Annotated in this window: 25 protein-coding genes; 15 read left to right on the forward strand and 10 right to left on the reverse strand. The window is 62.9% G+C overall.

The genetic code is table 11. The features are described 5' to 3' along the window. The first annotated feature begins 72 nt into the window (after window positions 1-72). From AC51GR_RS16760 to AC51GR_RS16770, 3 genes are all read left to right on the forward strand, one after another. A complete protein-coding gene (locus AC51GR_RS16760; RefSeq protein WP_496325756.1) occupies window positions 73-510 on the forward strand; it encodes an NUDIX hydrolase in 438 nt (145 codons plus the stop codon). A gap of 31 nt (window positions 511-541) precedes the next feature. After that, complete coding sequence (locus tag AC51GR_RS16765) at window positions 542-1,081, forward strand: GNAT family N-acetyltransferase (RefSeq protein WP_496325757.1); 540 nt, start codon at window positions 542-544, stop codon at window positions 1,079-1,081. A gap of 164 nt (window positions 1,082-1,245) precedes the next feature. Continuing rightward, the gene (locus AC51GR_RS16770) at window positions 1,246-3,420 is read left to right on the forward strand and encodes a glutamine synthetase III family protein (RefSeq protein ID WP_496325758.1); all 2,175 of its coding nucleotides are present in this window, start codon (window positions 1,246-1,248) and stop codon (window positions 3,418-3,420) included. Window positions 3,421-3,529: 109 nt separating this feature from the next. Here AC51GR_RS16770 and AC51GR_RS16775 read toward each other — a convergent pair whose 3' ends face one another. Together AC51GR_RS16775 and AC51GR_RS16780 are read right to left on the reverse strand one after the other, a co-directional pair. Continuing rightward, the gene (locus AC51GR_RS16775) at window positions 3,530-3,853 is read right to left on the reverse strand and encodes a DUF4286 family protein (RefSeq protein WP_496325759.1); all 324 of its coding nucleotides are present in this window, start codon (window positions 3,851-3,853) and stop codon (window positions 3,530-3,532) included. 46 nt (window positions 3,854-3,899) lie between these two features. Then, on the reverse strand, window positions 3,900-4,823 hold the full coding sequence (locus AC51GR_RS16780; protein ID WP_496325760.1) for a hydroxymethylglutaryl-CoA lyase: 924 nt from the start codon (window positions 4,821-4,823) through the stop codon (window positions 3,900-3,902). A 166-nt stretch (window positions 4,824-4,989) separates the two neighbouring features. On the opposite strand from AC51GR_RS16780, the gene AC51GR_RS16785 reads away from it, so the two are divergent. The 4 genes from AC51GR_RS16785 (at window position 4,990) to AC51GR_RS16800 (ending at window position 8,472) form a co-directional block, all read left to right on the forward strand. Next, a complete protein-coding gene (locus AC51GR_RS16785) occupies window positions 4,990-5,661 on the forward strand; it encodes a GntR family transcriptional regulator (protein ID WP_496325761.1) in 672 nt (223 codons plus the stop codon). Between the two features lie 139 nt (window positions 5,662-5,800). Then, entirely contained in the window at window positions 5,801-7,033 is a 1,233-nt protein-coding gene (locus AC51GR_RS16790; RefSeq protein ID WP_496325762.1) for a CaiB/BaiF CoA transferase family protein, read from the forward strand. Window positions 7,034-7,170: 137 nt separating this feature from the next. Further along, window positions 7,171-7,956: a 2OG-Fe(II)-dependent halogenase WelO5 family protein gene (locus tag AC51GR_RS16795; RefSeq protein ID WP_496325763.1), complete on the forward strand. Its 786-nt coding sequence runs from the start codon at window positions 7,171-7,173 to the stop codon at window positions 7,954-7,956. Between the two features lie 90 nt (window positions 7,957-8,046). Further along, window positions 8,047-8,472 (forward strand): cupin domain-containing protein, encoded by a 426-nt coding sequence (locus tag AC51GR_RS16800; protein ID WP_496325764.1) that lies wholly within the window; start codon window positions 8,047-8,049, stop codon window positions 8,470-8,472. Window positions 8,473-8,698: 226 nt separating this feature from the next. Here AC51GR_RS16800 and AC51GR_RS16805 read toward each other — a convergent pair whose 3' ends face one another. After that, the gene (locus tag AC51GR_RS16805) at window positions 8,699-9,535 is read right to left on the reverse strand and encodes a mycofactocin-coupled SDR family oxidoreductase (protein ID WP_496325765.1); all 837 of its coding nucleotides are present in this window, start codon (window positions 9,533-9,535) and stop codon (window positions 8,699-8,701) included. 57 nt (window positions 9,536-9,592) lie between these two features. Next, complete coding sequence (locus tag AC51GR_RS16810; RefSeq protein WP_496325766.1) at window positions 9,593-10,006, reverse strand: GlcG/HbpS family heme-binding protein; 414 nt, start codon at window positions 10,004-10,006, stop codon at window positions 9,593-9,595. A gap of 384 nt (window positions 10,007-10,390) precedes the next feature. On the opposite strand from AC51GR_RS16810, the gene AC51GR_RS16815 reads away from it, so the two are divergent. From AC51GR_RS16815 to AC51GR_RS16835, 5 genes are all read left to right on the forward strand, one after another. Then, window positions 10,391-11,134, forward strand: coding sequence for a maleate cis-trans isomerase family protein (locus tag AC51GR_RS16815; RefSeq protein ID WP_496325767.1), 744 nt, complete (start codon window positions 10,391-10,393; stop codon window positions 11,132-11,134). Between the two features lie 111 nt (window positions 11,135-11,245). Continuing rightward, complete coding sequence (locus AC51GR_RS16820; protein ID WP_496325768.1) at window positions 11,246-12,376, forward strand: substrate-binding domain-containing protein; 1,131 nt, start codon at window positions 11,246-11,248, stop codon at window positions 12,374-12,376. A 52-nt stretch (window positions 12,377-12,428) separates the two neighbouring features. Further along, window positions 12,429-13,466: an ABC transporter permease gene (locus AC51GR_RS16825; protein WP_496325769.1), complete on the forward strand. Its 1,038-nt coding sequence runs from the start codon at window positions 12,429-12,431 to the stop codon at window positions 13,464-13,466. Further along, window positions 13,463-14,989, forward strand: coding sequence for a sugar ABC transporter ATP-binding protein (locus AC51GR_RS16830; RefSeq protein WP_496325770.1), 1,527 nt, complete (start codon window positions 13,463-13,465; stop codon window positions 14,987-14,989). Before AC51GR_RS16825 ends, AC51GR_RS16830 begins: the two co-directional genes overlap by 4 nt. Further along, on the forward strand, window positions 14,986-15,630 hold the full coding sequence (locus tag AC51GR_RS16835) for an isochorismatase family protein (protein WP_496325771.1): 645 nt from the start codon (window positions 14,986-14,988) through the stop codon (window positions 15,628-15,630). The genes AC51GR_RS16830 and AC51GR_RS16835 overlap by 4 nt, the downstream gene beginning before the upstream one ends. A gap of 72 nt (window positions 15,631-15,702) precedes the next feature. On the opposite strand, the gene AC51GR_RS16840 is transcribed toward AC51GR_RS16835, so the two are convergent. From AC51GR_RS16840 to AC51GR_RS16850, 3 genes are read right to left on the reverse strand one after another with little or no spacing between them, the layout of a single operon-like run. Further along, window positions 15,703-16,650, reverse strand: a complete 948-nt coding sequence (locus AC51GR_RS16840) for a DUF1648 domain-containing protein (RefSeq protein ID WP_496325772.1) — start codon at window positions 16,648-16,650, stop codon at window positions 15,703-15,705. Window positions 16,651-16,697: 47 nt separating this feature from the next. Further along, entirely contained in the window at window positions 16,698-17,048 is a 351-nt protein-coding gene (locus AC51GR_RS16845) for a GntR family transcriptional regulator (protein WP_496325773.1), read from the reverse strand. A 41-nt stretch (window positions 17,049-17,089) separates the two neighbouring features. Continuing rightward, window positions 17,090-18,178, reverse strand: a complete 1,089-nt coding sequence (locus AC51GR_RS16850) for an epoxide hydrolase family protein (protein ID WP_496325774.1) — start codon at window positions 18,176-18,178, stop codon at window positions 17,090-17,092. A gap of 117 nt (window positions 18,179-18,295) precedes the next feature. Between AC51GR_RS16850 and AC51GR_RS16855 the strand changes: the two genes are divergently transcribed. Next, the gene (locus AC51GR_RS16855; RefSeq protein WP_496325775.1) at window positions 18,296-18,781 is read left to right on the forward strand and encodes a MarR family winged helix-turn-helix transcriptional regulator; all 486 of its coding nucleotides are present in this window, start codon (window positions 18,296-18,298) and stop codon (window positions 18,779-18,781) included. Here AC51GR_RS16855 and AC51GR_RS16860 read toward each other — a convergent pair. Next, a complete protein-coding gene (locus tag AC51GR_RS16860) occupies window positions 18,778-19,020 on the reverse strand; it encodes a hypothetical protein (protein WP_496325776.1) in 243 nt (80 codons plus the stop codon). The genes AC51GR_RS16855 and AC51GR_RS16860 overlap by 4 nt on opposite strands. Continuing rightward, window positions 19,017-19,895 carry a LysR family transcriptional regulator gene (locus tag AC51GR_RS16865; protein ID WP_496325777.1) on the reverse strand — a complete coding sequence of 293 codons (879 nt, stop codon included), beginning with the start codon at window positions 19,893-19,895 and terminating at the stop codon, window positions 19,017-19,019. Before AC51GR_RS16865 ends, AC51GR_RS16860 begins: the two co-directional genes overlap by 4 nt. Window positions 19,896-19,986: 91 nt before the next feature. Between AC51GR_RS16865 and AC51GR_RS16870 the strand changes: the two genes are divergently transcribed. Continuing rightward, window positions 19,987-20,352, forward strand: coding sequence for a YybH family protein (locus AC51GR_RS16870; RefSeq protein ID WP_496325778.1), 366 nt, complete (start codon window positions 19,987-19,989; stop codon window positions 20,350-20,352). Between the two features lie 56 nt (window positions 20,353-20,408). Beyond that, the gene (locus AC51GR_RS16875; RefSeq protein WP_496325779.1) at window positions 20,409-21,161 is read left to right on the forward strand and encodes a dienelactone hydrolase family protein; all 753 of its coding nucleotides are present in this window, start codon (window positions 20,409-20,411) and stop codon (window positions 21,159-21,161) included. A 134-nt stretch (window positions 21,162-21,295) separates the two neighbouring features. Here AC51GR_RS16875 and AC51GR_RS16880 read toward each other — a convergent pair whose 3' ends face one another. Beyond that, window positions 21,296-22,879, reverse strand: coding sequence for an HNH endonuclease signature motif containing protein (locus tag AC51GR_RS16880; protein WP_496325780.1), 1,584 nt, complete (start codon window positions 22,877-22,879; stop codon window positions 21,296-21,298). Window positions 22,880-22,982: the final 103 nt, after the last annotated feature.

Below are 22,982 nucleotides of genomic sequence, written 5' to 3' on the forward strand. Positions count from 1 at the left end.
CTAGAACGTGTTCTAGATTTGCGGAAGCGTTCCGATTGCGTGCCGGGCGAGTCCACCCGGCATGATTTGTCCATGAGCACGGATACCGAACGCATCGCACCCACCCTGACCGTCTCCGCCGTCTGCTTCGTCAACGGCGCGGCACAGGTGCTGACCGTGAGAAAGTCCGGTACCACCTCTTTCATGCTGCCCGGCGGCAAACTCGAGCCCGGTGAAAGCCCGGTCGAGGCAGCGGTACGCGAAGTGCTCGAAGAGATCGGGATCGAGATCGCGCCACAGGACCTGACCGAGCTCGGGACCTTCACCGCCGCGGCAGCAAACGAAGCCGACACCCTGGTCTGCGGCCACATCTTCTGCGCCGACCTCACCGGTGAACCGGAACCGGCCGGTGAGATCGCCGAACTACGCTGGCACGACCGATCCGACACATCGCCGCAGCTCGCACCCCTGCTGCGCGACCACATCTTTCCCGCCCTCATCGCCCGGGACCCGGTCCGCACCGAAGATTGACCTCCGCGGGATCGGCGCGGACAGTGAATGCATGCGGTTTCGGCGAACCGAGCGCGACGATCTCGTTCTGATCCAGAAGTGGCTGGGCAATCCCCATGTCGCGCGCTTCTGGAATCACGACACCTCCGACGATGCAGTCGAGCGCGATTTCGGCGGGAGCATCGACGGGACCGAACCCTGCGAGGACTTCATCGTGCTCTACGACGATCTGCCCATCGGACTGATCCAGCGATACTTCTTTGCCGACTACCCCGACGATCGGGCCGAACTGGAAACGTTGTTGCGGGTGCCGGAGTTCGCCATGTCGATCGACTATTTCATCGGCGAAACCGAGATGACCGGCCGCGGCTACGGCACGCTGATGGTCCGGCGGATGGTGGAGACCTGCTGGGTGGACAAGCAGCAGTCCACCACGATCATCGTCCCGGTCGCCGTCAACAACCCGGCATCGTGGCGGACGCTGCTCTCGGCGGGCTTCACCCAGGTCGCCACCGGTTACCTCACCCCCGACAACCCGATCGACGATGGGCAGCACCATGCCTTCCGCATCGATCGACCGTCCGGTCGCTGACCGCAAAACGGACAACTTTCCTCCCGGGGCAACCAATCCGTAACACCCGGTCAACTCTGTTATCCATCGTCACCGCGACGAAACGCGTCCGTTACCGACCGTTCGTAGAGTTCCCAGGTCAGGGCTTGAGCATCATCGAGACCCGCGAGAAGGGTAGACAACGAATGAGCGGAAACAACATCCGGCTTGCCGCCATCACAGCAGTCGAGGCGCACCAGCCTCCTCCCGTCAGTTTCGATATCACCGAGGCGCCGGGAGACATCTTCGGCGCAAACGTGTTCAACAAGTCGGTCATGATGAAGCGGTTGCCGAAGAGCGTCTACAAATCGGTGATCTCGACCATCGAAAAGGGCAGCAAACTCGACCCTGCCGTCGCCGACGCCGTTGCCTCCGCGATGAAGGACTGGGCCCTCGAGAAGGGCGCCACCCACTATGCCCACGTCTTCTATCCGCTCACCGGACTGACCGCAGAAAAGCACGACAGCTTCCTCGAACCGTCGAGCGACGGCTCGACGCTCGCCGAGTTCCAGGGCAAAACCCTGATCCAGGGTGAGCCGGATGCCTCCAGTTTCCCGAATGGCGGACTGCGCAACACCTTCGAGGCCCGCGGGTACACCGGCTGGGATGTCACCAGCCCGGCGTATGTGCTCGAGAATCCGAACGGCAACACGCTGTGCATCCCGACCGTGTTCGTGTCGATGACCGGCGAAGCACTCGACCACAAGACCCCGATACTGCGCTCGCAGCAGGCGATGGGTAAACACGCGGAACGGGTCCTGAAACTGTTCGGGCACGCCAATCCCGGCAATGTCGTCGCCTTCTGTGGACCGGAGCAGGAATACTTCCTGATCGATCGTCACTTCTTCCTGGCGCGTCCGGATCTGCTGAATGCCGGACGCACTCTGTTCGGCACCAAACCCCCCAAGGGCCAGGAGTTCGACGACCACTACTTCGGCGCGATCCCCGAACGTGTACTCGGGTTCATGATGGACACCGAGCGCGAGCTCTTCAAGCTGGGTATCCCCGCCAAGACCCGCCACAACGAGGTCGCACCCGGCCAATTCGAGATCGCGCCGATGTTCGAACGCGGCAACATCGCGGCCGACCACCAGCAGTTGCTGATGACGACATTCAAAACCGTCGCCAAGAAGCACGGCATGGAATGTCTGTTCCACGAGAAGCCATTTGACGGTGTCAACGGCTCGGGCAAGCACGTCAACTTCTCCTTCGGCAACGACAAGTTCGGCAGCCTGCTGGTACCCGGTGACACCCCGCATGAGAACGCCCAGTTCCTCGTCTTCTGTGCTGCGGTCATCCGGGCGGTCCATCTGCACGCCGGGTTGCTCCGGGTGTCGGTGGCCTCGGCCACCAACGATCACCGCCTCGGTGCCAACGAGGCGCCCCCGGCCATCGTCTCGATCTTCCTCGGCGAGCAACTGGCCGACGTCTTCGATCAGATCGCCAAAGGCGCGGCAACCTCGTCAAAAGGCAAGGGCACCATGCTCATCGGCGTCGACACCTTGCCGGTACTGCCGACTGATCCCGGCGACCGGAACCGGACGAGTTCGTTTGCGTTCACCGGCAACCGTTTCGAGTTCCGCGCCCCGGGTTCCATGCAGACGGTCAGCGAGCCCATGGTTGTCCTCAACACGATCATGGCCGATTCGCTCGACCACTGCGCCACCGTGCTCGAGACCGCCCTCGCCGAGGGGGTCGAGTTCGATTCCGCGGTGCAGACCCTCCTGACCGACATCATCACCGAGCACGGCGCCGTCGTGTTCAACGGTGACGGCTACTCCGACAACTGGCCCATCGAGGCCCAGTCGCGGGGGCTGCCGAATCTGAAGACAACGGTCGACGCTCTACCCGAGTTGATCTCGGAGTCGTCGATCGAATTGTTCTCGAAGTACGGCGTTTTCAACGATCGGGAGATGCACAGCCGCTACGAGATCGGCCTCGAGCAGTACATCCTGACCATCGCGGTCGAGGCCAAGTTGACGCTCGAGATCGGTTCGACGCTGGTCCTGCCGGCCGCCCTCCGGTACCAGACCGAGATCGCCACCAACGTCTCCGCCCTCAAGGCCGCCGGTGTCGAACCCGACATCACGTTGCTGAACATGGTCACCGAGCCGATGCAGGAGCTGACCGTCGCCCTGGCGGCTCTGAAGTCGGCGCTGGGCGTTCACGTCGACGGCAGCCTCGAAGAGGCCAAGTACGCGCGGGACACCCTGCTGCCCGCCATGGCCGCCGTCCGCCTCGCGGCCGACACCATCGAAAGTGTTGTCGCCGACGATCTCTGGCCGCTCCCGACTTACCAGGAGATGCTCTACATCCTCTGAGTGCAGGCCCGGTCGGCCACCGGGCACAACCGAGCCGCCGAACAAGTTCTCCGTTCGGCGGCTCGGTTGTCAGGGCTACGTGATTTCCCTGGTTCTCGGTCTTTGTCGGCTACTTGCTGTCCTGATGCTCCACGAATTCGAAGAGCCGGAACTCGGAGCCGGGATCCGTACGAGTCGAAGTGGTCGGCGTGCGGTTCGGGGCTTCGGCATGGATGCGCGCGACGATCTCGTCCAAGTCGTCGCCCTCGAGGGTGTAAGCCGCCAGGTAGCGGTGAGTCGGGTTGTCCTCCCGCGAGCGGTACCGTGTTGCACTCTGCACACCGTCCAACGACAGGATCTCAGGAAGATGATGATCGCTGTACCAGCGATTCATCTCCTCGTCCGACTCGTCGTCGCGCGGGTGGGTGAACGCGATGTACATACCTTTGGCCATGGTGTCTCCTCAGATCGTCTCGGTGTGCTGCGGTGAGTTGAATGTGTCAGCCCGGGAACGTGCCGGCTCGGGACAGTTGACCCGGGACAGTCTTGTTCAGCATCTCCCCGAGCCGGATGGCACCGGAGTTGAGCAAGTCGATGTCGAGGCCGGTGCGAACGCCACTGCGTTCGAGCAGATACCAAAGATCCTCGGTGGCGATGTTCCCGGTCGCGGCGGGCGCGAAGGGGCATCCACCGATGCCGCCGAGGCTGGCATCGAGCGCCGACGCCCCGGACTGCAGGGCGGCCAGAGCGTTGGCATATCCGGTGTTGCGGGTGTTGTGGAAGTGCCACCGGAGCGGTAGATCGGCAGCTTCTCTCGCTGCGTGAGCCGCGAGTTCGATCACCTGCGCCGGAACGCCGACGCCGATCGTGTCGGCCAGCGCCAGCTCGTCCGGCTGGGCATCGGCGCACTGCTTGATGATGTCACCGACCCGCGCGGCCGGGACCTCGCCCTCGAACGGACAACCGAAGGCGGCGGCAATGGTGACCGTCGTCTTGAGGCCGGCGCCTCTCGCACGTCTGGCCAGACGCGACCAGAGCGCGATGCCCTCCGCGGTGGTGGTGCCCTGGTTGCGGGTACTGAACGTATCGGAGGCAACCACAACGATATTGACCTCGTCGAGGCCGGCGGCGATGGCCCGGTCGAGTCCGCGCTCGTTCAACACCAATCCGATCCAGGAGACGTCCCCGCGCGGGAGCGCCACAGCGACGGCCTCGGCATCGGCCATCTGCGGGACGCGCCCCGGGTGTACGAAACTGGTTGCCTCGATGCGACGCAGACCGGCGCCGAGGAGGTTGTTGATCAGTTCGAGTTTGACCTCGGTCGGCAACAGCGTTGCCTCGTTCTGCAGGCCATCCCGAGGCGACACCTCGACGATTGTCACCGACTCGGGCTCTTTCGTTTCGCGCGACACTTCAGTTCCCATGCTCAGACTTTCCCTCAGGTTTCGAATGTATGCAAGTTTGATGTTGCCGGGGTGTAAATCGTCAAAATAGGGGCACAATTGCGTCATTTCGGTTGTCTGGACCAAGTGTCCGGGATAGGATGTATGCAATCGAGGGAGGTAGCCGGTGTCTCAAACATCGCAGAGCGTGACTGATCTTCTCCGCGCCAAGATCGTCGAGGGTCAGTGGAACGCGGGCGACCGACTGGGCGAAGTGGAACTGGCAGCCCTGCTCAACGTCAGCCGCACTCCGATACGAGAGGCGTTGGCACGCCTTGCCGCCGAGGGCCTGGTGGTGATGTCGCCCAACAAGGGTGCCCGGGTTGCGACCTGGACTGCCGAGCGCCTGAACGAGATCTTCGATCTCCGGCTTCTTCTGGAGCCGGTCGCCACCGGCATGGCCGTCGGGCGACTGTCAGAGGAGGAGATCCACGACCTGGAAGAACTGGCAGGCCGCATGCAGCAACTCGGCAATGCCGATGGCGACCGGGACTTCGCGGCCATCGCGCAGTTGAACCGCCGGTTCCACGCCATCCTGACCGAGAAGACCCAGAGCAGCCAGCTCGCAGCAACGCTCACGTCCGTCCGGCATGTCACCCTCGCCACCGTGAACTACCAGCACTACGAAGAAGAGGCCCTCTCCCGCAGTCTGTCTCACCATTTCGAGATCGTCGCCGCCGTCCGCGCAGGCAACTCGGAATGGGTCGAGTCAGTGATGCGCTGTCATCTACACAACGCGCGCACCGGAATGCTCAGTCCGGACACCGGTCAGACCTCGGGCATCGGGATCTTCAAAGGTATTGGCGCCGTTCCGAACTGATCACCCACACCTGAACACGACCACTTACATCGTCACCACATCCACATCCCGGGACATGCGACCGGGGTTGCATTTGCATGCTGTTCGACGCACCGCACAGCCCGATCCCGATCGGGCTCCAACCGCAGAGGAAGTTGCTATGTCCACCTCACACATCGAAGGTAACGAGAGCACGGACCAATCAGGTCCGCTGTCCAACCTCAGGGTCATCGAGATGGGCCAGTTACTGGCCGGCCCGTTCTGCGGCCAGTTGCTCGCCGATTTCGGTGCCGAGGTCATCAAGCTCGAAGATCCCGGCAAGGGTGACCCGATGCGCCAGTGGGGCCGGGAGAGCTCACAGGGCCAATCGCTGTGGTGGCCCGTTGTCGCACGTAACAAGAAGTCGGTGACGTGCAACCTCCGCACCCCCGAAGGACAGCAGATCGCCCGCGACCTGATCGCCTCGGCGGACATCTTGATCGAGAACTTTCGACCGGGAACGCTCGAGCGATGGGGCCTGAGCTACGAAGAACTCAGTGCCGTCAATCCCAAGCTGATCATGGTGCGGGTCACCGGCTACGGTCAGACCGGACCATACTCACCACGTGCGGGTTACGGCTCGATCGGCGAGGCCATGGGCGGATTGCGTTACATCACAGGCGATCCGGACAGTCTGCCCAGCCGGACCGGCATCTCGATCGGCGATTCGCTCGCGGCGGTCTTCGCCACGATCGGCGCATTGGTGGCCCTGCACGGCGTGCAGCGCACCGGCCGCGGCCAGGTGGTCGACTCGGCCATCTACGAAGCCGTGCTCGCCCTGATGGAATCAGTTGTCCCGGAGTACGAACTGACCGGTTACCAGCGCGAGCGCACGGGATCGATTCTCCCGAACATCGCGCCCAGCAATGTCTACCCGACCGCGGACGACAGCAGCATCTTGATCGCGGCCAATCAGGACACGGTCTTCGGACGACTCGTCGACGCGATGGGTCGCCCCGAACTCGCATCCGATCCCCGGTACGTCAACCACACCGAACGTGGGATCCGGCAGACCGAACTCGATGATCTGATCGCCGAGTGGACGCGCACACAGGATTCCGAGAGCCTGCTGGTGCTACTCGAAGAAAAGGGCGTGCCGGCCGGACGGATTTATCAGGCCCGGGACATGATGACCGATCCGCACTTCATTGCCCGCGAGGCGATCGTGAAGGTCCAGCACAAGCTGTTCGGCGAGTTCCCGCTGCAGAACGTGGCTCCGAAATTGTCGTCGACGCCGGGCTCGATCAGGTGGCTCGGCCCGGAACTCGGCGAGCACACGGCCGAAATCCTGACTTCTGCGCTCAACCGGACACCCCAGGAGATCGCGGAGCTACGGAGTTCAGGCGCCATCTGAGGCCGGTTCCCACCCGGATGTAACACAGACGCAACCACGTCTCGATTTTGTATGCAAGACTAATTAAGTAGTTCCCTGCTGCGACATTCCACCGCGAAAAGTCCGCATACACGGGATCGTAGAGAGGACCGATTTACATGCCTGAATGGAAGCAGAATACTGCGGCCGAATTGAGCGCCGAATCGCTGGCGGCACTGATACGCAACGAGATCCCCGCGATCCGTATCGAAGACTTCGCCACCGCAGAGGAATGCGTGGCGTTCTCCGAGGCCGTTCACACCTCCCCCGACCTCAAGTCGTACAGTGTGGCCACACCGACCCACTATCTCGGACTGGTCATGTACGAATACCGCCAGGACGGTGGCCGCAAAGCCGAATTCTTCGACGCCGTGCCTGCCGCCGTTGCCGCCCAGGAAAGGCTCTACACGCAGTCGGTCGATGTGCCGGAGCGCTTCCGTTCGATGCTCGGCGCATACCACCCGCAGGGCGAGATCCGCGTGCCCAGCGAGCCCGGATTCGGTGACTACTGCCCCGTCGTCGTGCGCATCGCCTCCAATGGCGTGCACCTGCACGCCGACTACGCCCCGTACAACTCGCCGGACTGGGCCATCGGTGAGATCGAGGATCAGATCACCTGGAACCTCTACACCCAGTGCCCCTCGGCAGGCGGTGAGACCACCGTCTACAACAGTCCCTGGATTCCGGCCGAGGGTGAAGATCCCGCCCGCGGATTGCCCAGTGGCGACGTCGAAACCGACAGCTCGATCCAGAGTTTCACTTTCGCACCGAAGGTCGGCGAGGTGGTTCTGTTCAACCCCCGCAACCCCCACAAGATCTCGGCCGGCGAAACCGCCGGTGAGGGTCGGGTGTCCATCGGATCGTTCCTCGGCACCAAGGGCAACGACCTCCTGATGTGGTCCTGACCCGCCTGCCCGGTTCGCCGACCAAGAACCACAGTCAAAAGTACGACAGCCAAAAGTACGACAGCCCAGCACTATTGAAGGAGAAACCTCATGGCAATTGACATCGAAGATCGGATGATCAAGCCCAGCGGACGCCTGTTCACCAAGAACTCCGACATCCCGTCGGATCCGGTCAGCCTGATCGAGGATACCGTCGAAGAGGGTGAATTGACCGTCCGCGCACTGATGGTCGGCCAGGACATGATCTTCGTCGAGGCGTTCAAGGGCAAGGGCATGATCGACCCGATGCACCAGCACGACGATCACGAGTCCATCGGATACTGCCTACGCGGCAAGCTTCGACTGGTCATCGGCGGCGAAGAGTTCATCGCCGAAGCCGGTGACACCTGGTTGCACCCACGCGGAGTGCCGCACATGAGCGAAGCTCTCGAGGACACCATCCAACTCGAGATCAAGTCCCCTCCCCGCAAGACCTGGTACACCGACGCCGAGCTCGCAGAGCGCGCCAAGCGATAGCCAACAGGCCAGCCGGAACGCCTCCCCCCCAGGTGTTTTCGGCGGCCAACAGCGCCCCGGCATCCGCCGGGGCGCTGTTGTGTTTCTCCGATACCCGCAGGCGCTTCTCTCGTACCGCAGTCGCCACGAAGTCGGCCCGACCTGATGCAGCCACAAAAGAGCGGGGCCCTTCGAATGCCTGCATCCGAAGGGCCCCGCCGTGATGACGCCTACGCGTCAGATGTTGTTACGCAGCACCATTGGTGGCACCTGAACCGGCCAGGGGGCCGATGGTCTCACCGGTGATGTACTTCGAATCCGGCGACACCAGGAACGCAATGGTGCGCGAGACGTCGACAGGCTCGATCCACGGCACGCCCATCGGGTTGATGACGTAGGCGGATTCGATCTGCTCGATGGTCGGATTCTCGACACCCGGAAGGAACAGTGCCTCACACGATGCGTTACGGATCATGTCGGTATTGACGTTCGTCGGGGTGACGGCGTTGACCGTGACACCACTCTGGGCCATTTCCATCGCAGCAGACTTCACCAGACCGATGACGCCCCACTTGGCAGCACAGTAGTGACCGAGGTTGTTGAATCCGATGTGCCCGCCGCCGGACGAGGTGGCGACAACGCGTCCGTAGCCGGCCTTGGCCATGTGTGGCAGAACCGCACGGAACGAGTTGAATACACCTGTCAGGTTGATGTCGACCGTCTCGCCCCAGACCTCTCCCGACATCTCTGCGATCGGCACCGCCGTCATGATGCCCGCATTGGCGAGCAGGATGTCGATCTTGCCCCACTTCTCGACAACCTCATCAGCAAATGCGATGAGTCCGTCCAGATCTCGCACATCGATCTGTCGCGCCAGGACCTTGCGCCCCAATCCTTCGATGAGGCGGACGGTCTCATCGAGATCAGCCTGCGTGGCCATTGCGTACGGGGTGGTCGCGTTGTCCTTGAGCGAATCGGTGATGACGATGTCAGCACCCTGTTCGGCGAGGTGAACCGCGTGCGAGCGGCCCTGTCCGCGCGCACCACCGGTGATGAAAGCGACCTGTCCGTCAAACTTACCCATGTTCAATCCTGTTCTCATTGGTGATCTTTTCGGTCAAAAATGTTGGGGCCGTGCTGGTCACTGGATTGCCGCCGCGCCTGCGGTTGCCACCTTGATGTCATCTTCGGTCGTTCCACCGCTCACCCCGATGGCCCCAACGAGCGTTCCGTCCACCAGGAGCGGAAGTCCACCACCGAAAGGCGTGAAGCCCGGAACGGCCGTGATCGATCCGGCGAACGATGGACTCGCGGCGCCGGCGTCCTCCCACATCGATGTCGGCTGTCCCATGCCAACAGCCGTGTAAGCCTTGCCTTTTGCCATCGGTTCGGCCATCAGCGGGCTGCCGTCCATCTTGATGAACGCGATGGTCTGACCGGCATGATCGATGACGCTCACAGCCATCGGGACAGTGATCTCGACGGCCTTGGCCCGAGCCGCCGCCAAGACGGCGTCCGCATCTTCCAAGGTCAAGACCGTTCTCTGCATCGCCATGGCTGCTCCTTCTCCTCGCGGGGCGACGACGATCTCCGGCGGATCTGGCGATCCACTTCGAGTGCTCGTGTCGTACACCGATCCGCTGTGCTTCATGTGATCGAACTGCACACAATTATGACTGCGCGGTCGTAGAAGGTCAACCATTATGTATACAACCCTATTTAGATCATTAGCGCAGCTCAGGAGCACAAACGACTGTACAGCAGACCAGATCCGCCGGAATATTTCCGTAAACTCCCTGTAAACACGCGTGCTTACCGCTATTGTTTCGACACAGAACTACCGTAGCTTTCGTTAACAAGCGGCAACACCGCATCTCACGATGTACACAGAATCAGTTTTGGCACACCACACTTTGTGTGCAATCCCCAAAGGAGTCTCATGGTTGACGTGCTCGGCTGGCGCAACGTTTTCGGGGTTCTGGCCCCCTCGACGAATACTGTCGTAGAGCCGGACTACTACCGCATGACGGTGCCGGGAGTGACCCCGCATGTCGCACGGATCCATATCCGGAATCAGACGCTGACAAGCAACGATGACTTCGAAGGTCTGCTCGATCAGATCCGCGCGGAGATCAATGCCGCGTGTGAGCGTGTGCTGACCTGCGATCCCGACTACCTGGTGATGGGCATGTCGGCCGAAACCTTCTGGGGCGGAATCGAAGGCAACCGACTGTTCACCGAACAGATCGAGACCTTCTCCGGCAAGAAACTGGCCACCGGTGCCGACGCCGTGCGCCGTGCGCTCGACCTGTTCGGTGCCCGGCGGCTCGGAGTAATCACTCCCTACCAGCCGATCGCCGATGACATGGTGCGACTGTTCCTCACCGAAGCCGGATACGACGTCGTCAATCTCAAGGGCCTCCAATGCCCGTCCGCGGTCGACATCGCCAGGGTCTCCGAAGATACGCTGCGGCGGAGCATCCTCGAGGTCGACGGCCCTGACATCGACGCCATCGTGCAGGTCGGCACCAACCTGTCGATGGTCGGTCTCGCCGACGAGGCCGAGCGTTGGCTCGGCAAGCCGGTCATCGCCATCAACGCCGCCACCTGGTGGCATGCGCTGCGCACCAACGGGATCACCGATCAGGTCCGTGGTTCCGGAACTCTGCTCCGCGAGCACTGATTCGGACACCCTGCGCTCCGACTTCTCCGTTCCATATCTTCTGCTCCACGGGCCAGTTCCGCGAGCAGAACCAGCATCAGCCCCCACCCCCATACCAATCAGGAGGACTTCGTGAAGAAGACCGCTTCGTGGATGATCACAGCGCTCGCTGTGGGATCCCTACTTGCCGGATGTACCAGTGCCACCGACGACAGCAGCAACGGCGGCTCGTCGGACAAGGCAGCCGGCAACACCGAGTGCACGACTGCCACAACCGATCTGGTGGCCTCGGCCAAAGAGCCTGCACCGCTGGTTGTCCCCCAGTCGACCCTGGATCTCGCCGCCGCCAAGGGCAAGAGCATCTGGATGATCAACGTGGTGACCAACGAGTTCACCACCGCCGCCACCAATGGCTTCAACGAGGCTGCCGCGGCAGCCGGGGTCAAGACCACGATCTTCGACGGTCAGGGTCAGACCAACAAGTTCAACGAGGGTGTCTCGCAGGCAATCGCCCAGAAAGCAGACGCAATCGTTCTGCTCGGTGTCGAGCCCGCACTGTTGGCCGGCGCGCTCGCCGATGCCAAGAACGCCGGGATCCCGGTGATCAACGCGCTCTCCGGTGACGCCAGTGCACCGCTGGCAAATGGTGTGTTCTCCAACATCAGCGCCGACTACACCGCAGACGGCGCCTCGCTCGCCGCGTGGACGTTGGCCGACTCGGGCTGCACCGCGACAACGGTTCTCGCACAGCCGACAGCCATCGAGATCTACGAGAACATGGCCAACGGAGCCAAGGGCGTCTACGACGAGTACTGCCCGGACGACTGCAAGCTGACCGCCCTGGACATCGACCTGGCCAACGCCGCGACCGATCTGCCCCAGAAAGTGCAGACCGAGATGACCCGCGACGCGAACACCGACTACATCTTCACCGCATGGGATTCCGGCGTCACCTTCGTCGAGCCGACCGTCGCGATGAAGAACCCGAACGCAAAGATCCTTGGCCGAGACGGGATCGCCTCGAGCCTCGACGCCATCCGCTCGGGCAAGGGCCAGGACGTCACCGTGGCTGCACCGCCGGAGGCATGGCTCGGCTGGACGATGCTCGACGACGCGATCCGGGCCATCACCGGCGCGCAGCCGTCCGGAATCGTGATCCCCACCCGACTCATCGACAGCACCAACGCCGGTGACTCGAATGACGCGGTGAACCCGAACTACACCGATTTCCAGGCCGCCTTCACCGAGGCCTGGGCGAAGTAACCGTCGCCCTGCGGGCATGGACATGCCCGCGGCCACACACACCGGAGAAATCATGACTAATGACCTTGGTGCCGTCGTCGCCCCGTCCACGGGCAACGCGGCAACTCCCGACAAGCCGGAGAAGCCGGCCACCAACCACAAAGTTCGACAGAGTACGTCGATCGTCGAGCGCTATGCGCTGGTCGGTCTGTTGGTGCTGGCGTTTGCGATCTGCGCGCTGTTCCTGCCCGAGTTCAGGTCCACGGGCATCGTTTCGGCGATGATCAACTCGCAGGCCATCATCCTGTTGTTGGCACTGGCCGCCACCCTCGCACTACGGACCGGGGACTTCGACCTCGCAATCCCGGGTGTGATGGTGACCAGTGCGTGTGTGGTCGCGGTCATGTCGACCAACGGATATTCACCGGCGGTCGTCATCCTGGTCGCCCTCGCCGTCGGCGTGGCGGTGGGATTGATCAACGCCCTGCTGGTCGTCAAGGTCGGCGTCGATTCGTTCATCACCACCCTCGGAATGTTCACCGCACTGTCCGGAATCGGCTATGCCATCACCGATTCCAAGATCGTCACCGGTGTCCCGGACTTCTATGTGGAGCTGTCACGGGCAAAGCTGATGGGCCTGCCGATGACCACCTGGTACGCCTGGATCTTCGTGGCGGTCCTGTGGTTCGTCTACCAGCGCACCCCGGTCGGCCGCTACATGCTGTTCATCGGCGGCAACCGGGACGCCGCACTGCTCGCCGGTATCTCCGTGGCCCGCATCCGCACCGTGACCTATGTGGTGTCGGGTCTGGTCGGCGCCATCATCGGGATCATCCTGGTGGGCAACCTCGGAGCCATCGATCCGGGCATCGGCAACCAGTATCTGCTGGCGCCCTTTGCCGCGACGTTCCTCGGCGCCACCGCGATCACCGTCGGCCGCTTCAACCCGATCGGCACAATGGTCGCGGTGTACCTGCTGGTCGTCGGTATCACCGGCCTGCAACTCGCCGGAGCGGCATCTTGGGTCAGCCCGCTGTTCAACGGCCTGGCCCTGATGATCGCGGTCGCACTGGCCAAGCTGGTCGGCAAGCGGCGGGGCGCAGCGAAATGAGCACCAGCCCGGCACTCGAGATCGAGGATCTGTCAAAACAGTTCGACGGAAACTACGCATTGCACCCGCTGACCTGGCAGGTGCAGCGTGGCGAGGTGCACGCGCTGGTCGGTCAAAATGGAAGCGGCAAGTCCACTTTGATCAAGTGCCTGGCCGGCTACTACCGGCCCGAGACCGGCCGGGTGAAGCTGTTCGGCAAGGAGTTGGACCTCCCGGTCCACAACCCCGCCGACCACGGCATCGCCGTCATCCATCAGGACCTCGGGCTGGCACCGGAAATGACGGTGCTGGAGAACATCGGGGTGGCAACGGATTACGGTGCACGCACCCTCGGCTGGGTGCAGGACCGTAAAGAGGCCAAGGCCTGTCGCGAGATCGCCGAACGCATCGGCATCGAGTTGCCGTTGCACACGATGGTCTCCGATCTCAGTCCCGCACAGCGCGCACTTGTCGGACTGGTGCGTGCGGTGCGGGCTCTCGGTGACGGGCACGAAGGTCACCTGTTCATCCTCGACGAACCGACGGCCTCGCTCTCACACAGCGAAGCCGCCCAGGTCACCGCGATGATGCGCAACGTTGCCGACCTCGGTTCAAGTGTCATCTTCGTCAGTCACCGCCTCGGTGAGGTTCTCGACGAATGCGACAACGTGACCGTGCTGCGCGACGGTGAGCGGGTATTGACCCGGTCCACCGAGGGACTGACCCGTTCAGACCTGGTCGCAGACATCCTCGGACGTCGGTTGACGGAGTATTACCCCGATCCGCCGGCGAAGGCGCAAAAGCCCACACCTCAGCTGGTTCTCGACCGCGTCAGCGGCGGAGTCGTCCGCGACCTGTCGGTGACCGTCCAGAGCGGCGAGATCGTCGGATTCACCGGCCTGGCCGGGATGGGCCACGAGGAACTGCCCCTGCTGCTCGCCGGCAAACTCGCACGGACTGCGGGAACAGTCATGGTGAACGGGACCGCCGTGCCGGCGAACAAGCCCCGTGCGGCAATCGCGGCCGGACTGGCATTGGTTCCAGGAAACCGTCATCGCGACGGTGTCTGGCTCGACGCATCAACCGTGGAGAACGCGACGCTCCCGGCACTGGGCAAGTACACCAGGTTCGGTCTCCTGACCAACTGGCGCAAGGAACGCGAAGATGCGCTGGAACTCGTACAGAACTCCGGTATGGTTCCGGCACAGCCGCATTGGCAGGTTCGACAGTTCAGCGGCGGCAACCAGCAGAAGCTGGTGTTGGCCAAATGGTTGCAGATGAACCCGTCGGTACTCCTACTCGACGAACCCACTCAGGGCGTCGATGCCGGGGCCTCCCGCCAGTTGCTCGATCGGGTTGCCGATCTTGCTGCCGGCGGCGCATCGGTGGTGGTCTTCTCCGGTGACCATGAACAACTCGCGGCGATCTGTCACCGCGTGATGGTCCTGCACGACGGCCAGATCGTGGCCGAACTCCCGCAGGCCGAACTGAGCGAACAGTCGCTGCTCGAGGCGTGCGAGCGGGCGGTCGAGGTTTCGGCATGACCGAGACCGCAGGCCTCGACAAGCAGCAGGACTACGAGAAGGCAGGGTTCGGCGGCTCCCTCGGCTGGGGCCGCCGCCCGGCACTGGTGATGATCGACATGCTGGAAGCCTATTTCCGGCCGGGATCACCCCTGTGCCTACCTGATCCAGCCCTCATCGAGCGGGCTTCGGCATTGCTGGAGGCCGCCAGAGCCGCCGGCGTCCTCGTCGTCCACACCAGAGTCGAATACGGCCCCGGGCTCGTGGACGGAGGGTTGTTCACCAAGAAGGTCGGTGCCCTGAGATTTCTCGAGGCCGGTCATCCGGATGGTTTGGGCGCCTTTGTACCGCAGCTGATGCCGATCGCCGGCGAAACCGTCGTCGTCAAACAGTATGCGTCGGCCTTCTTCGGAACCTCGCTGGCGTCGACGCTCACCGCCAATGGTGTTGACACGGTTCTCATCTCCGGGGTGTCCACCTCGGGATGTGTGCGCGCCAGCGCCACCGACGCGATGCAGCACGGGTTCATACCGAAGGTGGTCAACGAGGCCTGCGGTGACCGGAGCCAGGAAATCCATGATTCCAACCTCTTCGATGTCGGCGCGAAGTATGCCGACGTCATCGACCTGGAGACAGCAACGGCGGCCCTGCGCCTGCCGTGATCGCCTCGACGCCCGAGCTTTCCGGATATCCCGCGGGAGCTCGGGCGTCTGCTGTGTCCGGGCAGCAATCCCTCACGCCGCGTCGTGGGCACGCAACCGATAGGCCTCAAGAAGACGGACACCGGTGTCCGCATCGTCGACCACCACGATCTGCCGACCACCATCAATGCGGTCGACGAGGATCCCGTCGCCGGACTTGAGAACAAAACCTTTGGCGCCCTTCAGGTCCCCGCGGAACCCGAAGCGATAACCGTATCCACCGAAGTCCTTGAGCGCGCTGACCTTCACCGCGCGCACCGCGGCGATCTCCGATGCCGGTGTGGTCATCCTGGGCCAACCGGCGACACTCCGGACCGTCAGGCCCTGCGGACCGACAGTGACACGCATTCCGTACAGCAGCACCGCGACCAGAGCCACGATCGCGGCCAGGACCACGAACAACCATTGACCGGACAGCAACGCGACGGCGACACACATCACCACTCCGGACACCATGAGCACCAACGGTATTCCGCCACTGAGGACCGCTCTGGTCCACACGACACGCTCAGTGGGCTCGATGGCCATCGGAATGGTCGAAGACGTCACAGTCGCCGGAGACGTCCATTTCGGTACCAGCCGATGCAACAGCACACCACTGACGGCACCGATTGCCAACGCCAACACCAGAGACCACCATGGCAGCCCCACCGACGTGGCGTCGACTACACCGAGTTGCTGACCGGTTGCCGATAATGCCAGCGCGGGGATGAACGCAGCCAGCGCCGCGACGCCACTGATTATGGAGACGCACAGCGTGTATTCCCGGCAGAGACCGGCTGCCACCGCCGCCGACACCGTCAGGACGATCCCACCGACAACAAGCGACCACGTCAGACCGGACACCGACATGAATCCGTCGGGTTCACCGCCGGGTCCCCAATGTGTTGCGACCTGATCCGGCAGCTCATCTCGCCACACGGCCAACAGGATCGCCGATACGAGTGTGGCGACAAGTGGAATGGCCACCGCCACAACCATCAACCGCACCCTCGGTCGCTTCGTTTCGATCTCGGACGAGCCCATTGTCAGTAACCTTCCCGAATCATCGCTGCCAGATCTTCGCCGCCCAGGCCCAGCTTTCGTGCGGCCGCATGCACCGCCTCGATCGCCGATCTCAGGTCGGCTTCATCCGGCACCGCGGTCTGCGCCACGACCGCACCTCGGCCCCGACGGAGTTCGACCAAACCCTGATCACGCAACTCCTGATAACCGCGCAACACGGTGTGCACATTCACTCCAAGCGACTCGGCCAGCTCTCGCGCTCCCGGAAGCCTTTCCCCCGCAACCACTTCGCCGCGGACAATAGCACCCCGGATCGCCGCCGCGAGTTGCTCATAGAGCGCTTGCGGCGCTGTCGGATCGACGCGTATCAGCACAAGCCGATCATATAGTTCTAGTTAAACTAGAACAAGTCACGCTAGGAATCGGCGGTACGGGCGTGGAAGAACTCTCGAACGTCGGCGGCAAAGAGGTCGGGCACTTCCATGGCCGCAAAGTGCCCACCCCGCCCGAACTCCGACCAGTGCCTGATGTCGTAGAGCCGCTCGGCAAGCGGCCGCACCGGCAGTGTGATGTCGTGCGCGAACACCGCCACACCCGTCGGCACCGGGCACGGCTCGACCCGCCGGGGCGCGTCGTGGTGGAGCCGCGCGGATGACGCAGCGGTGCCGGTCAACCAGTACAGCGAGATATTGGTGAGCATCCGATCGATATCGACCCTCGAATCCGGGTCGGTCCACTCCTCGAACCTCTCGGCAATCCAGGCCAGCTGCCCTACCGGGGAATCGGTCAATGCGTAGCCGATGGTCTGAGGCGTCAACGCCTGCAGCGCCTGAAACGGCGGACGTTGTGCCATCAATTGCCGGACCCTTTCCAGCCGGGCACGGTCCGAGTCGGACAGCGCGATGGCGCCTTCCGGATCCGGCGGGGTCGGCAGGTAATTGACATGAACCCCGACGACCCGCTCCGGTGCCATTGCGCCGAGCGCCAGCGAGATCCCTGACCCGAAGTCGCCACCCTGCGCGCCGAAACGGTCATACCCCAGACGACGCATGAGCTCCGCCCAGGCTCGGGCGATCCGGGCGACGTCCCAGCCGCGTTCGTGGGTCGGCCCAGAGAAGCCGAAACCCGGAATCGACGGGACGACGAGATCAAAGTCGCGCGAGAGCGGCTCGATCACGTCACGAAATTCGAGAAACGAGCCAGGCCACCCATGGGTGAGAATCAGCGCCGGCGCGTCCGGCGTCGACGACCGGACATGAATGAAATGTATGTTCTGGCCGTCGATCTCGGTGGTGAAGTGCGGAAACTCGTTGAGCTTGGCTTCTTCCTTCCGCCAGTCGAAGTCCACGCGCCAGTGATCGGCCAACTCTCGAAGGCGCGGCATCGAGAAGCCGTAGTCCCAGCCCGCGTCGGCCACCTCGTTGGGCCATCGGGACCGAAGCAGCCGATCCTCCAGATCGTCGAGGTCGGCCTGGGGGATGTCGATACGAAAGGTCTTGATCATCCTCGTACTCCCTGAACATCAAGTTTTGGTCAGTAAACGTTTGGACGCCAAACGTTTGTGCTCCAAACGGTATCCTAGACCGTTGGTGCTGTCCAACGATTCGACTAGACTTTTCCCATGGAGAACCCGTCCGAGGACACGGCCGCGCCATGGAAAGCTCTACCGAGCTGGTTGCTCACCCGGACTGCGGACCATGCGCACCATCTGGTGTCGGAGGGATTCAACGCCGTTGAGGCCCGTGGATACCACTACCGACTGCTCGCGACGCTGGAGGGCGTGGGACCGTCCAGCCAGGCCACGTTGAGCCGCCGAAGCGGTATTCACGTCAGCGACCTGGTTGCGACGATCAACGAACTCGCCGAACGCGGCCACGTCGAGCGGACTCCGGACATGACGGACCGGCGACGCAACATCATCTCGTTGACCCCCTCGGGCAAACGGCAGTTGCACCGTCTCGAGAAGCGGCTGTCGAAGACACAGGACGAGTTACTGGCACCGCTCACGGCGGACGAGCGAGATCAGTTGACGGAGTTACTGTCCCGGCTGCTGAGTTATCACAACAGCGTCACCGGAGCCCCCGGAGAAGACTGGCAGGGCTCCTAGGTACGACTGGCCACAAGTCGACACTCCCCCGGGTGCCCGCCGATCACCGACCGTTCTCGCCGACGAACTCGCTCAGCGGGCGTCCTGTTGCCCACGGCATGCGCGGCCTGGAGCAACCGCTCCAGAACATCGGTGGGTACGGTCGCATCGGCGGCGAAGATGCGCATGTCACGGCGCTCGGCCATGACGCGATAGACCGCGGCCCGTTCGGCTTCGGTGAACGCGTGGTCGGCGATCACAGGCCGAACGCTTCGTGAAGGAGCGGAATGAACGCCCGCACCGCCGGACTCGTCGGCGTCGACCACACCGCCGACAACTGCGCCGGGACATCGACACCCACGATCGGCATCACCTGCACCCGTCCACGATCGTCCGCACCCATCGACTCGCTCAGGATCCCGATTCCCAGTCCCCTGGCCGCACACTCCGATACCGCTTCCCCGGCGCTGGCCTCGATCACCACCATCGGCGAGAACGTGGCCGCAGCGCAGGCGACGTCGAGAACCGCCCGGACACCGGTCCCCACCGGCATCGCCACCAATGCCTCACCGGCAAGATCGGTCACCATCATGCGCTTTCGATCCGCAAGGTGATGGCCAGGCGGCACCAGCGCCACCAGTCCCTCACTGACGATCACGGATGCCTCCAGCTCATCGTCGACCGGACCCGCGGTGCCGACGATCGCGACGTCCAGCCTCCCGGCGCGGACGTCGTCGATCAACTCGTTCGAGTTTGCCTCTTGCACAGCGATTTCGATGCCCGCGTAGGACGTCCGGAACTTCTCGATCGCAGCGAACAGGGGTGTGATCGTGCAGCCGACAACCATCCCGATCACCAACCTGCCCCGCAACAGTCCGCTCACGTCGTCGACCGCCCGGCCCACTTCACCGGCCGCCGCGAGAGCGGTCCGAGCCGGGCCGAGGGCAGCCTCACCCGCGGGGGTGAGCCTTGCGACGCGACTCGACCGATCGAACAGTTGCGCGCCGAGTTCTCGTTCGAGTTGCCGGATCTGGGCACTCACCCCGGACTGGCTGATCCGGACCCGCTCGGCCGCACGCGTGAAGTTGGCTTCCTCGGCCACCGCGACGAAGTACTCCAACTGCCTCAGTTCCATAAGCTCTGATTCTAGTATGTGTCAGAACAATGTATTGGACTTCTTGTGCAGGTGGAGCGAGGCTGGGATCACACCTACGGAAGGATGAACAATGTCACCCCGAGAGACCGCGCGTCGTCCCGAAGACCTGACCCGACTGTTCGTGGAACGATCGAATGCCGGCGACGCCGAGGGTGTCGCCCTGCTCTATGAAGAGGATGCGGTGATGGCGTACCCACCTGGCGAGCAGACTGTGGGACGGGCAGCGATCCGAGAACTGTGGACTCAGGTGCTGTCACATCAACCCCGTTTCCAGGCGGAAGAACCTCTGCCGACGCTGGTCAGCGGCGATATCGCCTTGACTTCGACCCCGCCGCGAGACGGTGCCGGGGCCCGCGCCCAGGTGGCGCGCAAGCAACCCGACGGCAGCTGGCTACGAGTGCTCGACCAACCCGAGTTCGTACCCGTGAGGTCATGACAGCGCAGGGCTGACCCGTCGAAACCCGCACGGGAGGCCCCGGTAGCGTTGTGTTCATGTTGCGCACCACCATCGAGATCGAGGCCGGACACGGCGTTGCGGAAGCCTATGTAACCCGACCAGCTGAGAATTCTCATCCCGGCGTCCTCTTGTATATGGATGCTTTCGGTCTTCGCCCGCGCATCTACGAGATGGCTGACCGAATCGCCGGTTGGGGTTTTGTCGTCATGGCCCCCAACGCGTTCTACCGCCATGGCACCATCGAAGATCTCGCGGTCCAGGGCGATCTGAGCGATCCCACCTACCGTGATGAGTTCATGGCCGGCGCGATGGGTCGAGTTCGATCGCTGGGCTCGGGTCTGGCCACCGCGGACGTCGGAGAGTACGTTGATCGACTGCTCGAGCTCCCGGAGGTCAGCGGTGACGGGATCGGTGTCACCGGGTATTGCATGGGTGCGGCTCTGGCATTGCGTACCGCCGGCGCACGACCGGAACAAGTCAAGGCAGCTGCCGGATTCCACGGGGGCAATCTTGTGACGGACGCCGTCGACAGCCCACATACCGTGGCCAAGAACGCGCGAGCGCGCCTGTACCTCGGACATGCCGACAACGATCGGTCGATGCCCGCCGAGAAGATCGAGATCCTGGAACGGGCTTTCGACGCTGCCGGGTTGCTGTACACCTCCGAGGTGTATCCAGAAGCGCCGCACGGCTTCACGATGTCCGACCTACCGTCCTATCGTCGCGATGCCGACGAACGTCACTTCAGCACCCTCGAAAGCCTCTTCCGGGAGAACCTCACTCCCTGACCGTCAGCCGGTCGACACCCCGACCCCTGTCAGGCCCCTGCGATTTCACAAATTCGCAGGGGCCTGCCGCTATTCGTATCCGAATCACCGCAGCGGGACGCTCGCGATCACGAAACATGTGTTCGAGTTGATGACTATTCGACCCGGTCAGGATTGATGAAGTCCGCGTCGGGCCCTGATTCCGGATCGAGTTCGGATTTGGAGTTGTCGTGATCGCGGGAGAGTTTTTGTCGGTGTTGTGCGAGTGAGTCCTGGCGGTCGGCCAGGACTTTCTGCCAGGCTGCTGCGAGGGTTTCATTGACATGCTGGGCCCGGTTGACCCGCGGTTTTCTTTCCGGATCCACCGACGCCGGCGGTATCCACCCGACCCGGCCTGCATCGGGGCCTTCGGTGATCATGATCGTCTGCCACTGATGCGGTCCGTCACCGATGAGTTTGTGGTGCGGCGGGCAGGCTGATCCCATCATGTTGATGTCGGTCAGGCCCCCGTTGATCCAGGCAAGTAGGTGATGGGCCTCGACCCAGGTCGCCGGATTGGTACAGCCAGGATGCGAGCAGCCTCGATCCCGGACGAACAACGCCAACCGTTGACCTTTTTGGGCGGTCCGTTTGGTCCGGCCGAGATACAACACCTCAGCGGAGTGGTCAGCGAAGACGGCCAGATATTTGTCCGACCGGGCGGCCAGATTCAGGGCCTCGTTGACCGGAATGTCCACTCCCGACGCCGTTCTGGCGATCCCCGCACACTCGTCAAGCTGCTGCTTGGTCATCGTGACGATCAACTGGGCCGGCAAACCACGATGCGACTTGCCCAGCAGATTGCACTCCAGAATGGTTTTCAGGATCGCCTTGAGCGCGTCGTGGAATTGTTGGCCCTTCGAACGGGTATCACGCTCAGCAGCAGCCTTGATCAGCTCTTTGTCCTGTTTCGGGTCATCACTGGCTCCGGTCGGCGAGTTGGGGTCGGCCGGGTTGTTCATCCCCGGCGCCGCCCACACATCCATCACCGTCCTCAACAGGGCCAGGGTTTCCGGGTCCAGGGTGCCGGTGATCTTGGCCATCAGATCCACCCCCTGAACCCCGATACCCATCGACCGTTTACGGGCCCGATCGGAATCATCAGTCAATCGGCCATCAGGGTCGACCCGGGCCAACACCGCGCGACCGGCGGCGGTCAGCTGGGTGGGATCTTGGCCGACGGCCTCTTCGGTCATCCAATGATCGACCACGTCATAGACTGCCGGATCAGAGGCCGACGGGATCTGCTTACGCACATCCAACATGACATCCATATGCGCCGCCCCGATCAAACCGCGTGACCAGGCCTGCTCGGCGGCAGGGCATTTCGGCGCCAACTCCTCCCCCTGCAACGTGTGAAACCGGCCGACCGCCTCCAGGGCCCGGATCCGGGACATGGTTTGCCCTTTGGTCAGCCGCAACTCGCTACGGGTGAAACCGAACAGTGACGAATACCCGGCTTCGGTAAACGATGACCGATCCGAGACCCGCAACAGGTGACGCAACCCGGTGAACTCGACCTTACGGGCGATCCGTTCATGCACCCGCACAAGCTCATTGACTTCCGCGCCAGACATATCGGAATCAGCGCAGTCCGCGATATCGGCAACGAGCAACTCCAACTCGAGGTACTTGCGCACCAGTACCGGAACCGGCGAGGAATCAACCGAAGAGTCAACAGGTGGATCGTCAGACATCATGCCCCCCAGCACATCTGATCAAAACGCTTACGATCAGAATACACCGGAAATCTTAATCTGTCGAATGTTTGTTCGAGCAACGGGTTTAGGTGTCCTGCTTTGA

The organism is Williamsia sp. z71 (assembly GCF_059553375.1).